We start from the raw sequence: 14,205 nt of genomic DNA, 5'->3' as shown, positions 1-14,205 counted from the left end.
TTTCGTAACTGAAACAAATATACTTCCAATTTACAATTTAAAAATGTTTAATGCGTTTTTTGTTGTTTGTTGTGCAATTTCTTCTACCGGCAGGTTATAAATAGTTGCTAATTTTTGCGCAACCAAGGCTACATAACTGCTTTCGTTACGTTTGCCTCGGTGTGGTGCGGGTGCCAAATAAGGCGAATCGGTTTCTAAAACAATGTTTTCTAAAGGAATTTGATCTAAATATTGATCTATTTTCCCGTTTTTAAAGGTTGCTACACCGCCAATTCCCAATTTCATGTTTAAATTCAATGCATGTTCTGCCTGATTAAAATCGCCTGTAAAGCAATGAAAAATTCCGAATAAATCGTCGCTTTTTTCTTGATCCAATACTTCAAAAACGGCATCAAACGCATCACGACAATGAATATTTATAGGCAAACCTAATTTTTTTGCCCATTGAATTTGTGTTTGAAATGCCTGCTGCTGAATTTTTAGGGTAGATTTATCCCAATATAGATCAACACCAATTTCGCCCACAGCAACATACGTTCCTTTTGCCAATTCTTGTTCCACAAAAGACAATTCCTGTTCAAAAGTTTCGGGTTTTACATAACACGGATGCAAGCCCATCATTAAATGAACGTTTTGCGGATATTGCTGTTGTATTTGCTGCATACTGTTAAAATAAGAAGAATCGATCGCCGGAACAAAGAAATGTTCTACTCCAACGGCAAGTGCGCGATCCATCATTTGGGTTCGGTCACTTTCAAATTCCTCACTATATAAGTGGGTATGTGTATCAATTAAAATCATTTTGTATTTTTAATTTTCTTTTTTACCACAAAGAACGCATAGATTTTTCCTAACCAACCTATGCACTGTTTTAGATAAATTCTATGTGGTTAAATTATATCTACCTATTTTTGCTTTTCAACAGATATTAAATTAATGAACGATATTGTAACTGTATTAGAACAGCAAAATTATTATAGCATTCCGTTTCGCATTCGAAAATCGAACCATTTGTATGTACATGCAAAGGTTAACGGCATTAAAGGTTTGTTTTTGATTGATACCGGAGCATCAAACACCTGTATTGACAGCAACGAAAAATCGTTTTTTAAATTATTGTCAAAAGCACATAAGGCCAAGGCTTCGGGTGCAGGTTCAAACGATATGCATGCCGAAATTTCTACCGACAATACCATACAATTAGGTAAATGGAAAAAGAACGATATTAGCTTAATTCTGCTTGATTTAACCCACGTAAACATTGCCTTAACCGAATACAATTTGCCAAAAGTCCACGGAATTATTGGCAGCGATTTACTTAAAAACAACGGAGCAATTATTCATTACCCGTTACAATTACTTTTTATTAAGTGATTGTTTTTGCCACTCGGTAGCCACGGTTTCCAATTCTGCATACCAGCTTTCGCCGTATTTGCGAATTAATGGTTCTTTTAAAAACTTGTAAACGGGTACTTCTAATTCTTTCCCTAATGCACAAGCATCGTCACAAATATGCCAACGGTTGTAATTTACCGCCGAAAACTGCGAATATTCTTTAATACGAATGGGATACAAATGACACGAAATTGGTTTTTTCCATTTTATTAAACCTTCGTTATACGCTTGTTCTATACCACACAATGCTGTATTTCCATCAAAAATAACATAAGCGCATTCTTTATTGTCGATCAAAGGCGTTTCCAAATCACCATCTTCGCCTACAATCCAGGTTCCCTGCTCTTCAATTACGGCAATTCCTTTGGCACGTAAATACGGTTTTATAATCGGGTAAATTTCTTCTAAAATAGCTGTTTCTTCCTTATCTAAAGGCGCACCGGCATCTCCATCCACACAACATTGTCCTTTACAAGCTGTTAGGTTACACACAAATTCTTTTTCAAGAACATCGTCTGAAACTATTGTTTTTCCTATCTGAAACATAAATCAATTCATTTGCAGCCGCAAAGTTACAACTATTTACGGTTTTAAAACTGTTACCAAAAATGTAAAAATTATTATTCTTTTTATTGAATCATGAAATTGTTGTAAATTCGTGTGCTGCTTTTTGTTAGGGCAAGTTGATTTTGCAATAGGGCTGTTAAATTATCCGGTACTATTTGTTAAAGACTTGCATAACTAATTAAATATTTTGTACTTTCGTTTCCTATTCAACAAAATAAATCAATAATGAAATACGTTACATACATAGTTATAGCTATTGCTATTGCTTTGATTGTATTAAACATTACAAAATTAGATTTTAACAACTTATTTCAAGGCGAAAGTGTTGTAGCTTTAATTTGTATTATTGCCATTTTGTGTGCAGTAATCTTATTGCTTATCTTTAATACTTCAAAAGCAATAGACAATAAAAACAAGTAAAATGTTTGACTGTTTAATAATTGGCGGAGGCGTTTCTGGGGTTTCTTGTGCCTTGGTTTTAGGATCGGCAAATGCAAAACCATTTGTAAACGATAAAAAAATCGGTATCATTGCCCACCAGAAATCATCAATGCTGCAAGATGCACTGTTTAACAACGCCTACGGAATACTACCCGGCACTTTAGGAAGCCACTTATTACAACAAACTTTAACCGATTTAAGCAATTTATACCCGCACATTAATCAAATTTTAAACGAACGGGTACTTTCTATAATTAATCACAAAGATTATTTTTTAGTAACTACTACCGAAAATATCTACGAAAGTAAATGTGTTGTTGTTGCTATCAACTCAAGCAATCCTTTTACCATTAACGGTTGTTTGGAACCTTATGTAATTCCGCACGGAAAATCGCTACCACAGAAAAACCGTATTCAATTAGCAAATAACGATCATTTGGTTTTTGAAAATATTTATGTTGCCGGAACTTTAGCAGGACATCGCAGTCAGTTGGCAATTGCCGCCGGAAGTGGTGCTGCCGTTGCAACCGATATTTTAACTTTGTGGAACAACGGTATTGAAACCCACGCTCACGACAGTATCAGAAAGAAGTAAGATATATAATCATTAAAAAAGCAGGTTTAAAACCTGCTTTTTTAATCTTTTTATTTTAAGAACGAATGTGCTGTAGTGTCTTGATCGTCTTCATTGTTAGCTGCAAAAATGCGCAATTGTTTTAACCAGTAAACAAAGGCAACTGTACAAATAATAATGAAAATCCAGTTAAGTAAGTTTGCAACCCACCAGTTTGTTAATTCTAATTTCGCAAACCAGTCCATTGGTACAAACAAAACATCAACGAATAAAAATTGTATCCCGTGAAAGAAAGATGTCCACATAATATTGTTATTAAATTATTTATGTTTAGTTTTAGTTTAATTCTAACTTTGCAACAAAAGTAAAAAAAATTATTAACAACTTATTTACAAAAACAAAATAATATCATTAATGCTTACAAATCTTTTTTCTAAAAGCAGACCAATAGGATATGTGGTTATAGGGCTAATGCTTTTGGCAACGTACATTTTACATCTTTTAAGCGATTTAAAATGGTTACAGTCGCCAACGGTTGTTATAGAGAAAAGCTTTTTGTTTGTAGTAATGGTGTTTTCGGTTTTATTGATACAATTCATTACCGTAAAAAACTATTTAGCGGTTAACAACTTATATTCGTTGTTTTTGTACGCCTGCTTTCTAATTTTGTTTCCTACTTTTTATGATGATGCCCAACTAATTATTGCAAACCTGCTGGTACTTTTAGCATTGCGAAGAATTATTTCGTTACAAACATTAAACGAACCAAAGATAAAAATTTTCGATGCCAGCTTGTGGATTTTTGTTGCAACATTGTTTGAATCATGGACCATTCTTTATTTTGTAATGATCTATCTTGCAATAATTTGGTACGTAAATCAGGATTACCGCAACTGGATTATTCCGTTGATTGCCTTATTAACCGTTACTATTTTATTTTACACGTATAGTCTGTTTTACAATATTAATCTGGTAGAATTTTGGACTGATAAATACGATGTTGGTTTCAATTTTAGTTATTTCGAAAACGTTTATCAAAACATCGCACTTTCTTTTCTGGCTACAATTGCTGTTTTGTTCACGGTTTATCAGTTGACCAATTTAAAAAGCATCGCTACTAATCAACTAACACTTTATAAAAACATTGTACTTTGTTTTGTAATTGGAGCTGCTATTTATATCATTACTCCGGAAAAATCAAACGGATTGTTGGTTTTTACTTTCTTTCCGTTATCGATTATCGGTGGAAATTTCATTGCAAACACGCCTATTAAATGGGTTAAAGAAGCTGTTTTAGCTACAATTCTTGGAGTAAGTTTATTATTGTTTTTACTGAAATTATAATTTTTCGCCATAAGCCAAATCTCCTGCATCGCCAATCCCGGGAATAATGTATTTGTTTTCGTTTAAAGAATCGTCTAAACTGGCAACCCACAAATGAATGTTTTCAGGCAAATGTTTCTTTAGATATTCAATTCCTTCGGGCGCGGCAATAACAACACAAATATGAATTTCCTTTGGACGATCCTTTTTCATTAACTGATCAAAAACAGCAACCATTGAATGACCCGTTGCCAACATTGGATCTAACAAAAGCAGACATTTATCTTTAAACGATGGCGCTGCCTGATATTCAACCAAAATCTCTGATGCTCCATGTGTTCGTGCGGCAGATACAAATCCGTTTTCGGCATCATCAAAAAAACTCATAAAACCGGTGTGTAAAGCCAATCCGGCGCGAAGTATCGAACACAAAACCACCTCATCTTTAATCAGCATGGTATCTTTTGTACCCAATGGAGTTGTAATCGAAGTTTCTTTATACGACAATTTCTTACTTAATTCGTACGCCATGATCTCGCCTATCCGTTCCATATTTTTACGAAAACGCATCGAATCGTTTTGCACATTCACATCGCGCAACTGCGCCAAAAAATGATTTAAAATACTGTTCTGCTCTGATATGTAGTGAATATGCATAAGTTTACCAATGAATTTTGTTGTTGTAAAAGTATTAAAAGTATATTTGTAAATAAAAATTATAACAATGTTTGCAGAATTAGCTTTTCCTGTTTTTGAAAAAAGTATCGAAGATTACCACCAATTTGACGATGTTAACCAACCAATAGCAAACCCGTACGAAAAAGGTTCTATTGAACATTTGCTGTATGCTAAAAACTGGGTTGATACCGTACAATGGCATTATGAAGATATTATTCGCGATCCGCAGATTGATCCTGTTGCCGCTTTGGTTTTAAAGCGTAAAATTGATGCATCGAACCAGGTAAGAACGGATATGGTTGAGTATATCGACAGTTATTTTTTAGATAAATACAAAAACGTTCAGGTTAAGCCAAACGCAAAGATTAATACCGAAAGTCCGGCTTGGGCAATGGATCGTTTGTCTATTTTGGCATTAAAGATCTACCACATGCAAGAAGAGGCTACACGCCCAGATGCATCGGCAGATCACCGTGCAAAATGTCAGGCAAAATTAGATGTTCTTTTAGAGCAGAAACAAGATATGTTTACATCGATCAGCCAATTGATTGAAGATATAGAAAATGGCGACAAATTCATGAAAGTTTACAAACAAATGAAGATGTATAACGACGAAGAATTGAATCCGGTATTGTATCAAAATAAAAAATAGTACTGAAGTCAAAAGTTTGAAAGTCGAAAGTCAAATGTTTGTTTTGTCGTTAGACTTTTCAGCATTTGACTTTTAAACTTTTAACTATGAACAAACTTTTAAAAATAGCGCAGGTATTCGTTTTTACCATTTTAATACTTTTAATTGCCGTGTTTATATGGCAGTTTTTCGATGCTTACGCCAAATTACTTTTTATTCCGCTGGGTGTTTTAAGTATTTACTACCTGTTAATTTATCTTTTTGCTAAACTTTTGCAGCAAAACCAATCAAAAATTTGGTTTTATATAGGCATTGTTTTTATGATTATTCCGTTGCTGGCTTTTTCATTGGCTTATAAACCCGTTTTAGAATTTTCGTACAATATTTTGCAGACTTTAGGCAATTAAAATGAAGCATATTTTAGTAATACGGTTATCGGCAATGGGCGATGTTGCTATGACGGTTCCTGTTATACGATCATTGATTCAGCAGCATAACGATGTAAAAGTTACTGTGGTTTCGCGACCTTTTTTTAAACCTTTTTTTGATGATATGGATCGGGTTGATTTTTTTGGAGTTGATTTAGAAAACCGTCATAAAGGATTTTTTGGAATTTACAGATTATATAAAGATCTAAAAAAGCTAAAAATAGATTTTATTGCCGATTTTCATAATGTATTGAGATCTAAAATACTTCGTAACTTTTTTAAATCAAACGGAACAAAAACAGCGTTTACCGATAAAGGCAGAAAAGAAAAAAAGGAATTAACCAAATTAGAAAAAAAAGCACTAAAACCAGTAAAGCCAATGGTTGAACGTCATGTTGACACCTTGGCACAATTAGCTTTTAAGGTTGATTTATCAAAAATTGCTTTCCCAAAAAAACCGGTTTTGTCTGATGAAATTCTGGCGGTTACTGCTGAAAAATCAAACAATAAATGGATTGGAATTGCCCCTTTTGCACAATATCAAACAAAAGTATATCCAACCGAATTAATGCAGCAGGTTATTTTAGATCTTTCAAAAAATCAAAATCATAAAATTTTCTTGTTTGGTGGAAAAAATGAATTAAATTCGTTAAAAAACCTTCAACAAAACCTTGAAAATGTTATATTAGTTGTCAATAAACTTACTTTTAAACAAGAATTACAGTTTATTCCGCATTTAGATGTAATGCTTTCAATGGATTCTGGCAACGCGCATATTGCAGCAATGTACGGCATAAAAGTTGTTACGTTGTGGGGAAACACGCATCCGTTTGCAGGTTTTGTACCGTTTAATCAAACATTAGAAAACAGTTTGATTCCAAATTTAGAAAAATATCCGTTTTTGCCGACATCGGTTTACGGAAACAAAATTGTAACAGGCTACCAAGATGTTATGCAAAGTATAACGCCCGAAGAAGTTGTTGCAAAAATTAGTACGAATTTATACGAATGAAAGATTTAATAGAAAAAAGCATTGGGCTGCTAAAAGATTTAATTATAACACCGTCGTTTAGTAAAGAAGAAGATATTACAGCCGAAATTATTGATACTTATATAAAAAGTTTCGGCGTAGAAACATACCGCGAATTAAATAATGTTTGGGCTTTTAACAAGTATTACGATCCGTTAAAACCTACTATTTTATTAAACTCGCACCACGATACGGTTCGCCCGAATATCGATTATACACGCAATCCTTTTTTAGCGGAAATAATCGAAGGGAAATTGTATGGATTGGGATCGAACGATGCCGGTGGATGTTTAGTTTCGTTGATTTCTACCTTTCTATATTATTACAATCAGCCGAATTTAAAATACAATTTAGTGATTGCTGCCACTGCCGAAGAAGAAATTTTAGGCTTGCACGGTTTGGAATTTGTGGTGCCAAAATTAGGAGCATTAGATTTTGCAATAGTGGGCGAACCAACACAGATGCATTTGGCAGTTGCAGAAAAAGGTTTGATGGTTTTAGAATGCAAAGCTTCTGGAAAATCGGGGCATGCGGCACGTAACGAAGGCGAAAATGCTATCTATAATGCTATTGAAGATATTTTGTGGTTTAAAACGTTTGAATTCCCTAAACAATCTGCAATGTTCGGACCGATAAAAATGTCGGTTACCATGATAAATGCCGGCACACAGCACAACGTAGTACCATCGAGTTGCGATTTCGTGGTTGATGTCCGTATTACCGATGCGTACACCAACGAAGAGGTTTTAGATATTATTAAAGCAAACACCAAATGCGAAATTAAACCGAGATCAACCCGTTTGCGTCCGTCGTTTATTTCTTTAGATCACCCTATTGTAAAAGCCGGAATAAACATCGGTAGAACCACTTACGGATCGCCAACTACAAGTGATCAGGCAGTATTAAAAATTCCATCGTTAAAATTAGGGCCAGGAAATTCGGCTCGTTCACATACTGCAGATGAATTTGTCTATGTTAACGAAATTGAAGAAGGTGTAGAACTGTATATTAGGATATTAGATCAGTTGGTGTTGTAATGTTTTATGATGCTATTTAAACATCCCGGTTTTCATCATTGATTTTAAATGGATTTTGTTTTGTGTGAAAAACATCATTAATTACAATTTGATTTTCTACAATTCTGTAAATCAATTTATAATTCCCAACAACAAGATATCTATATTTTTCAGATAACTCTTCAAGATTTAATTCCAATTGACCCGAATTTGGATTTTTTACAAGTTGTGTTGTAGAGTTAAGGATTTGTTTTCGGATTTTATGAGCAACTTGTTTTCCTCCATTAACCGAATAATAATCGAAAATAGCTTTTAGATTTTTAATAGCAAAGTCAGTCCAAATTATTTTCACGATTTACCAATTTGAAGAAATTTTTTCTAAATCTTCTTGCGATTTAAACTTTCCGGTTTCATAATCACTTTCTGATTCTTTAATTCTGCTTATTAATTCTTCCTGTGTAAAAGGCTTTAATGGAACATTGTTTTCTGCTTTTTGCAAAATATATTTTTCAATTTTATCAAAGAAAATCTCGTCTTGCAATTGCGCAAGATAGGCGATTAAATTTAATTTTCTTGTTTGTAAATCCATCACATAAACTGTTTAATATCAAATATACGGAATTTATATTTATCTAAATGTTTGAAAATTAGCAGTTAAAAATCCCCAATATTTGCTTTTATCGGAATTACCATAAACTGTTTTTTATACTCGTTGTCTTTTGTAGCAACATTCCAACGGGTTGATGCAATTACACGCACGGCTTCTTTATAAAAACTGTTTTCTGCCGAAATTTCTTTTGGCGAAAATTCAAATGCTTTACCGTCTTCACTCACTGCAAACACCACATAAAACACAAAATAAGGTTTCTTTTTTGCCGTTTTGGGAATGTCTTCTTTTTTTACGTTGTTGTAGTTGAAATTATTGTTTATGTAATAGTACAAATCTTCGGTATTTCCGCCGGCATAATTGGCATCTTTAACAACCGGTTTGATGGGTAAAACCAATGTATCCTGAGCAAATGCCGATAAATTACTAAAAACTAAAAATAATAAAATGCTTAAATTTCTCATAACTGCTGTAGTTTTTGAAGATTCTCTAATGCTTTGCTGATTGATTTTATATGATCGAACGTTAACAGCAATCGTAAGCCGTTTTTGGTCTGTTTTTCTTTTAACGTTGCCAGTTTTGGATACAGCTGAATAAACTGTAATACTTTGCGGAATTGTGCCGATTGATAATACATGGACTGTTGATCGCTTACAAAATAACCAATCATTTTACCTTGCTTAAGCACTAGTTTTTCAATTCCGGCTTTTGATGCAATCCATTTTATACGAACCGAATCTAACAGGTTCACTACTTGTCTTGGCAATGCACCAAAACGGTCGATCAATTTGTTTTGAAAAGCAATTAATTCGTCTTCGGTTTTCAAAGTTGCCAATTCATTATACAAAGTTAATCGTTCAGAAACATTATTAATGTATTCGTCTGGAAACAAAATCTCGAAATCAGATTCTATAACAATATCTTTTACATATTCTTTGGTATCGATATTCTGTTCTTCCTCGTATAAATCTTTAAACTCGTTTTCTTTCAGCTCATCAATAGCTTCATTTATGATTTTTTGATACGTTTCAAATCCAATTTCATTAATAAATCCGCTTTGTTCGCCACCTAAAATATCACCAGCACCACGAATTTCCAAATCTTTCATGGCAATATTAAATCCGCTGCCCAAATCGCTAAACTGTTCTAATGCCGAAATACGTTTGCGCGCTTCTTCGGTCATTACGCTATAAGGCGGCGTAATAAAATAACAAAATGCCTTTTTATTGCTTCGACCGACACGACCGCGCATTTGATGCAAATCACTCAATCCGAAATTATTGGCATTGTTAATAAAGATCGTATTTGCGTTTGGAACATCCAATCCGCTTTCAATAATCGTTGTAGCAACCAAAACATCAAATTCGCCTTCCATGAACGATAAAAGCAAATCTTCCAGCTTCTTCCCTTCCATTTGTCCGTGCCCAATTCCCACTTTTGCATGCGGAACCAAACGCTGGATCATTCCGGCAACTTCCTTAATATTTTCTATTCGGTTGTTGATGAAATAAACCTGACCGCCACGTTCAATTTCGTACGCAATGGCATCGCGAATAACCTCTTCGTTAAAACCAACCACATTAGTTTCGATTGGATAACGATTTGGCGGTGGCGTTGTAATTACCGATAAATCGCGGGCTGCCATTAACGAAAACTGTAATGTTCTCGGGATTGGCGTTGCGGTAAGTGTTAAAGTATCGATATTTTCACCAATGGTTTTTAGCTTGTCTTTTACGGCAACTCCGAACTTTTGTTCTTCATCAATCACCAATAATCCCAAATCTTTAAAAACCACATTTTTGTTGACCAACTGATGCGTTCCGATTAAAATATCGACTTTCCCTTCTGACAATTCTTTCAACGTTTCGGCTTTCTGTTTCGCGGTTTTAAATCTGTTTAAATAGGCAACTTTCACCGGCATATCTTTTAAACGCTCGGTAAACGTTTTGTAATGCTGAAATGCCAAAATGGTTGTTGGCACCAAAACTGCGACCTGCTTGCCATTATCGACCATTTTAAAGGCAGCACGAATGGCAACTTCGGTTTTACCAAAGCCCACATCGCCACAAACCAAACGATCCATCGGACGCTCGTTTTCCATATCTGCCTTTACTTCAATCGTTGATTTTAACTGATCGGGCGTATCTTCGTAAATAAACGAACTTTCTAATTCTGCCTGCAAATAACTGTCGGGCGCACACGCAAACCCTTTTTCTAATCGGCGTTTTGCGTACAGTTTTATAAGGTTGAACGCAATGTGTTTTACACGCGCTTTTGTTTTTTGCTTTAAGGCTTTCCAAGCTCCCGATCCAATTTTATAGATCTTTGGCGGCGCACCTTCTTTACCGTTGTATTTTGATATTTTATGCAGTGAGTGTATCGAAACATACACAATATCGTTATCGGCATAAACAAGCTTAATAGCTTCCTGTTTTTTTCCTTCTACATCAATTTTCTGCAAACCGCCAAACTTTCCAATTCCGTGGTCAATATGCGTTACATAATCGCCCACAGAAAGCGTGGTCAATTCTTTTAACGTAATGGTTTGCTTTTTTGTGTAGCCGTTCTTTATGCTGAATTTATGGTATCTTTCAAAAATCTGGTGATCGGTATAACAAGCAATCTGGTTTTCTTTGTCAATAAAACCTTGAAACAATGGCATTACAACGGTTTTATACTGCTGAATACTTTTGTTTTGATCTTTTAAACTACTGAAAATTTCTTCGAAACGTTTGCTTTGCGATTCGCTTGAACAATACAGATAATTGGTGTAACCATTTTCGGTATTCTGATTTAGGTTTTCAATCAATAAATCGAACTGTTTATTGAACGACGGTTGCGGATTGAAATGAAAATCGACCGAAAAATTAGGTGTAAAAAAGTTTTGCTGCGCCAGTTCAAACACCGTAAAATCATCTGCTTTCTGAAGGAATTCAGCCGAAGGCAAAAACATTTGATCTGGTGCCAAATGTTGAACATCCTTACTTAATTTATCGAAAGCTTCGGTTGCTTTCTGAAACATTTTGGTAAGTTGTTCCTTTATTAAAACGGTGTTTTGAATAAACACAACAGTATTTGGACTGATGTAGTTTAGGAAACTTTCGCGATTTTCCTGCAAAAATTTATTTTCTACATTAGGGATAATCGTGATTTTTTTATTGGTCTCGATCGAAAGTTGCGTTTCCACATCAAAAGCTCGAATACTATCAATTTCATTTCCGAAAAATTCAATTCGATAAGGGTTTTCGTTCGAAAAAGAAAAAACATCGATGATTCCCCCACGAACCGAAAATTCGCCAGGTTCCGAAACAAAATCAACTCGTTTAAAATTGTATTCAAACAAAACCTCGTTCACAAAATCGATCGTCATTTTATCGTTAACGGCGATTTTCAAGGTGTTTTTGTCCAATTGTTTACGCGTAACCACTTTTTCGAACAAAGCATCGGCATACGAAACAATTACAACCGGTTTTTTACGCGCATTTAATCGGTTTAAAACTTCAGCACGCAACAAAACATTCGCATTATCAGTTTCTTCGATTTGATAAGGTCTGCGGTACGATCCAGGATAAAATAGCACATAATCTTTCGAAATCAAATTCTCCAAATCATTCAAATAATAAGCAGCTTCTTCTTTATCGTTAAAAATCAACAAAAAATGCTGATCAGACTCTTTAAACAATGCCTGAATTTGAAACGACAATGCCGAGCCGATAAATCCTTTCGCATGAATTTTATTGCCTAATTTGTTAAGCTGCTGTTGTAATTGCTGCGTTTTGGTTGCTTGTTCAAATACTTTTTTAATACTCATTATTCTTGTGGTAAGGCATTTAAAGTGGCACGTTTAATAGTGTCAATTGGCTGAATTAGTTGGTCTTCGCCAGATTCTTTCGGGATTTTTGACTTTATTTCGAATTCGTTAAACTGATTGATTATCGAATTGGTGCTTTTTTGAATATTTAGAAGCAACGTATTTATTTCCTTAACATTCAACGGTTCTAATTCCAACTGCATGTTCAAGTTTTGAATATGAGTTTCCAACAAAGAAAAACGAGCTTTGGTTTCGGGTCTGTTGTACATTTCGGGAATATCGGTTTTTAAAACTGCCGATCTTTCAACCAAAGCATTCGATTTATGAATTAAGTTTCGAAGTCCTGCATTAGGCATAATCGTTAATTCGTTTACATAATTTCTCCAATTTTCCCAATTATTCAATTTAGAACTTGTCGACGGATTTGAAACAGCTACGGTAAACTTCCATTTCTCGTGAATGTTATTAACCATAGAATCCTGCGAAATTTTGCTGGTTACATTCGGTGTAGCAACTACCTCTTTTTTACAACTAATTGTAGCCGTTGCAAGCAGTATTAAAAAAAATATATATTTCATAAAACGGTATCTAAAACAAACCACAAAATTACTAATATTGACGGTATGAAATAGTTTAAACAACAAATATTAAGATCGTTTTGAGGAATTTTTGCAAAAGATTTAAAAAAAATAGTTACAAAAGCTATCTTTGTAAAAGAAATTAAACAACATGAACGATACCAAAATATTGATTATTGGAGCTTGCGGACAGATAGGCTCTGAACTTACCTTAAAATTACGCGAATTATACGGAACGGATAACGTAATAGCATCAGACATTAGAAAAGGCGAACAAGATGTTTTTAAAACTGGTCCTTTTGAAATTGTAGATGCCATGAATTATGAGCAGATTGAAGCTTTAGTGGACAAATACCAAGTTGACGAAGTTTATTTAATGGCGGCATTACTTTCTGCCACTGCAGAGAAAAATCCGGCTTTTGCATGGGATTTGAATATGAATTCACTTTTCCACGTATTAAATTTAGCGAAAGAAGGTAAAATTAAAAAGATTTTTTGGCCGTCGAGCATCGCTGTCTTTGGACCAACAACTCCAAAACATGATACACCACAATACACCGTAATGGAACCATCTACGGTTTACGGAATTTCTAAACAAGCCGGTGAACGCTGGTGCGAATATTACTTTAATAAATATGGGGTTGACGTTAGATCTATCCGTTATCCGGGATTAATTTCATGGAAAACTCCACCAGGAGGCGGCACAACAGATTATGCTGTTGATATTTATTATAAAGCAGTTGCAGACAATAAATACACTTGTTTTTTATCAGAAAATACCGAATTACCAATGATGTATATGGATGATGCTATTCGTGCAACCGTTGGAATTATGCAGGCAGATAAAGAAAAAATCAAAATTCGTTCTTCGTACAACTTATCAGCAATGAGTTTTACTCCTAAAGAAATTGCAGCAGTTATTGCGAAGGAAAAACCAGGTTTTGAGATTTCATACGAACCAGATTTCCGTCAGGCAATTGCAGATTCTTGGCCAAGCAGCATTAATGATTCCGAAGCCCGTAAAGATTGGAACTGGCAACATAATTACGATTTAGAAAGCATGACAAAAGTTATGTTGGAAAATTTAATGAAATAAATGATTCTCTTTTAAAAATTATTTTTTATC

General features: G+C 34.4%; 18 protein-coding genes. 9 read left to right on the top strand and 9 right to left on the bottom strand.

What is annotated here, in order from left to right:
* Nucleotides 1-30: 30 nt before the first annotated feature.
* Entirely contained in the window at nucleotides 31-801 is a 771-nt protein-coding gene (locus tag BM253_RS06065) for a TatD family hydrolase (protein WP_091520763.1), read from the bottom strand.
* Between the two features lie 135 nt (nucleotides 802-936).
* Here BM253_RS06065 and BM253_RS06060 point away from each other — a divergent pair, with 135 nt between their 5' ends.
* Nucleotides 937-1,374 (top strand): retropepsin-like aspartic protease, encoded by a 438-nt coding sequence (locus BM253_RS06060; protein ID WP_091520758.1) that lies wholly within the window; start codon nucleotides 937-939, stop codon nucleotides 1,372-1,374.
* Here the strand turns inward: BM253_RS06060 and BM253_RS06055 are convergent.
* Nucleotides 1,357-1,941 carry a DUF3109 family protein gene (locus tag BM253_RS06055; protein WP_091520755.1) on the bottom strand — a complete coding sequence of 195 codons (585 nt, stop codon included), beginning with the start codon at nucleotides 1,939-1,941 and terminating at the stop codon, nucleotides 1,357-1,359. The two genes, BM253_RS06060 and BM253_RS06055, sit on opposite strands and share 18 nt — an antisense overlap.
* A 246-nt stretch (nucleotides 1,942-2,187) precedes the next feature.
* Between BM253_RS06055 and BM253_RS06050 the strand changes: the two genes are divergently transcribed.
* Both BM253_RS06050 and BM253_RS06045 read left to right on the top strand, forming a co-directional pair.
* Nucleotides 2,188-2,382: a hypothetical protein gene (locus BM253_RS06050; RefSeq protein ID WP_091520752.1), complete on the top strand. Its 195-nt coding sequence runs from the start codon at nucleotides 2,188-2,190 to the stop codon at nucleotides 2,380-2,382.
* Nucleotide 2,383: 1 nt separating this feature from the next.
* The gene (locus tag BM253_RS06045; protein ID WP_091520749.1) at nucleotides 2,384-2,998 is read left to right on the top strand and encodes an FAD-dependent oxidoreductase; all 615 of its coding nucleotides are present in this window, start codon (nucleotides 2,384-2,386) and stop codon (nucleotides 2,996-2,998) included.
* 50 nt (nucleotides 2,999-3,048) lie between these two features.
* On the opposite strand, the gene BM253_RS06040 is transcribed toward BM253_RS06045, so the two are convergent.
* Nucleotides 3,049-3,282: a DUF6341 family protein gene (locus BM253_RS06040; protein WP_091520745.1), complete on the bottom strand. Its 234-nt coding sequence runs from the start codon at nucleotides 3,280-3,282 to the stop codon at nucleotides 3,049-3,051.
* 109 nt (nucleotides 3,283-3,391) lie between these two features.
* Here BM253_RS06040 and BM253_RS06035 point away from each other — a divergent pair, with 109 nt between their 5' ends.
* Nucleotides 3,392-4,321, top strand: a complete 930-nt coding sequence (locus BM253_RS06035; RefSeq protein ID WP_091520742.1) for a DUF6427 family protein — start codon at nucleotides 3,392-3,394, stop codon at nucleotides 4,319-4,321.
* Here the strand turns inward: BM253_RS06035 and upp are convergent.
* On the bottom strand, nucleotides 4,316-4,957 hold the full coding sequence (upp, locus tag BM253_RS06030) for a uracil phosphoribosyltransferase (protein ID WP_091520740.1): 642 nt from the start codon (nucleotides 4,955-4,957) through the stop codon (nucleotides 4,316-4,318). The two genes, BM253_RS06035 and upp, sit on opposite strands and share 6 nt — an antisense overlap.
* A 67-nt stretch (nucleotides 4,958-5,024) precedes the next feature.
* Here upp and BM253_RS06025 point away from each other — a divergent pair, with 67 nt between their 5' ends.
* From BM253_RS06025 to BM253_RS06010, 4 genes are all read left to right on the top strand, one after another.
* Nucleotides 5,025-5,630 carry a DUF4254 domain-containing protein gene (locus BM253_RS06025; protein ID WP_091520737.1) on the top strand — a complete coding sequence of 202 codons (606 nt, stop codon included), beginning with the start codon at nucleotides 5,025-5,027 and terminating at the stop codon, nucleotides 5,628-5,630.
* Between the two features lie 86 nt (nucleotides 5,631-5,716).
* Nucleotides 5,717-6,016, top strand: a complete 300-nt coding sequence (locus tag BM253_RS06020; protein WP_091520734.1) for a hypothetical protein — start codon at nucleotides 5,717-5,719, stop codon at nucleotides 6,014-6,016.
* 1 nt (nucleotide 6,017) lies between these two features.
* A complete protein-coding gene (locus BM253_RS06015; protein WP_245758457.1) occupies nucleotides 6,018-7,049 on the top strand; it encodes a glycosyltransferase family 9 protein in 1,032 nt (343 codons plus the stop codon).
* Nucleotides 7,046-8,104 (top strand): M20 family metallo-hydrolase, encoded by a 1,059-nt coding sequence (locus BM253_RS06010; protein ID WP_091520730.1) that lies wholly within the window; start codon nucleotides 7,046-7,048, stop codon nucleotides 8,102-8,104. The genes BM253_RS06015 and BM253_RS06010 overlap by 4 nt, the downstream gene beginning before the upstream one ends.
* Before the next feature lie 16 nt (nucleotides 8,105-8,120).
* On the opposite strand, the gene BM253_RS06005 is transcribed toward BM253_RS06010, so the two are convergent.
* The 5 genes from BM253_RS06005 to BM253_RS05985 all read right to left on the bottom strand — a co-directional run bounded on the left by BM253_RS06005 (nucleotide 8,121) and on the right by BM253_RS05985 (nucleotide 13,079).
* Entirely contained in the window at nucleotides 8,121-8,435 is a 315-nt protein-coding gene (locus tag BM253_RS06005; protein ID WP_177205740.1) for a type II toxin-antitoxin system RelE/ParE family toxin, read from the bottom strand.
* Nucleotides 8,436-8,438: 3 nt separating this feature from the next.
* Nucleotides 8,439-8,672, bottom strand: a complete 234-nt coding sequence (locus BM253_RS06000; RefSeq protein ID WP_091520723.1) for a hypothetical protein — start codon at nucleotides 8,670-8,672, stop codon at nucleotides 8,439-8,441.
* A gap of 65 nt (nucleotides 8,673-8,737) precedes the next feature.
* A complete protein-coding gene (locus BM253_RS05995) occupies nucleotides 8,738-9,154 on the bottom strand; it encodes a hypothetical protein (RefSeq protein ID WP_091520720.1) in 417 nt (138 codons plus the stop codon).
* Nucleotides 9,151-12,501: a transcription-repair coupling factor gene (mfd, locus tag BM253_RS05990; RefSeq protein WP_091520718.1), complete on the bottom strand. Its 3,351-nt coding sequence runs from the start codon at nucleotides 12,499-12,501 to the stop codon at nucleotides 9,151-9,153. Before mfd ends, BM253_RS05995 begins: the two co-directional genes overlap by 4 nt.
* Nucleotides 12,501-13,079: a hypothetical protein gene (locus BM253_RS05985; protein WP_091520716.1), complete on the bottom strand. Its 579-nt coding sequence runs from the start codon at nucleotides 13,077-13,079 to the stop codon at nucleotides 12,501-12,503. Before BM253_RS05985 ends, mfd begins: the two co-directional genes overlap by 1 nt.
* Before the next feature lie 151 nt (nucleotides 13,080-13,230).
* Here BM253_RS05985 and BM253_RS05980 point away from each other — a divergent pair, with 151 nt between their 5' ends.
* Complete coding sequence (locus BM253_RS05980; protein ID WP_091520714.1) at nucleotides 13,231-14,175, top strand: L-threonine 3-dehydrogenase; 945 nt, start codon at nucleotides 13,231-13,233, stop codon at nucleotides 14,173-14,175.
* Nucleotides 14,176-14,205 lie beyond the last annotated feature (30 nt).

This window comes from Paenimyroides ummariense (genome assembly GCF_900115115.1).
GTDB classification, from domain to species: Bacteria; Bacteroidota; Bacteroidia; order Flavobacteriales; family Flavobacteriaceae; genus Flavobacterium; species Flavobacterium ummariense.
This window is presented reverse-complemented; position numbering and strand designations above follow the sequence as displayed.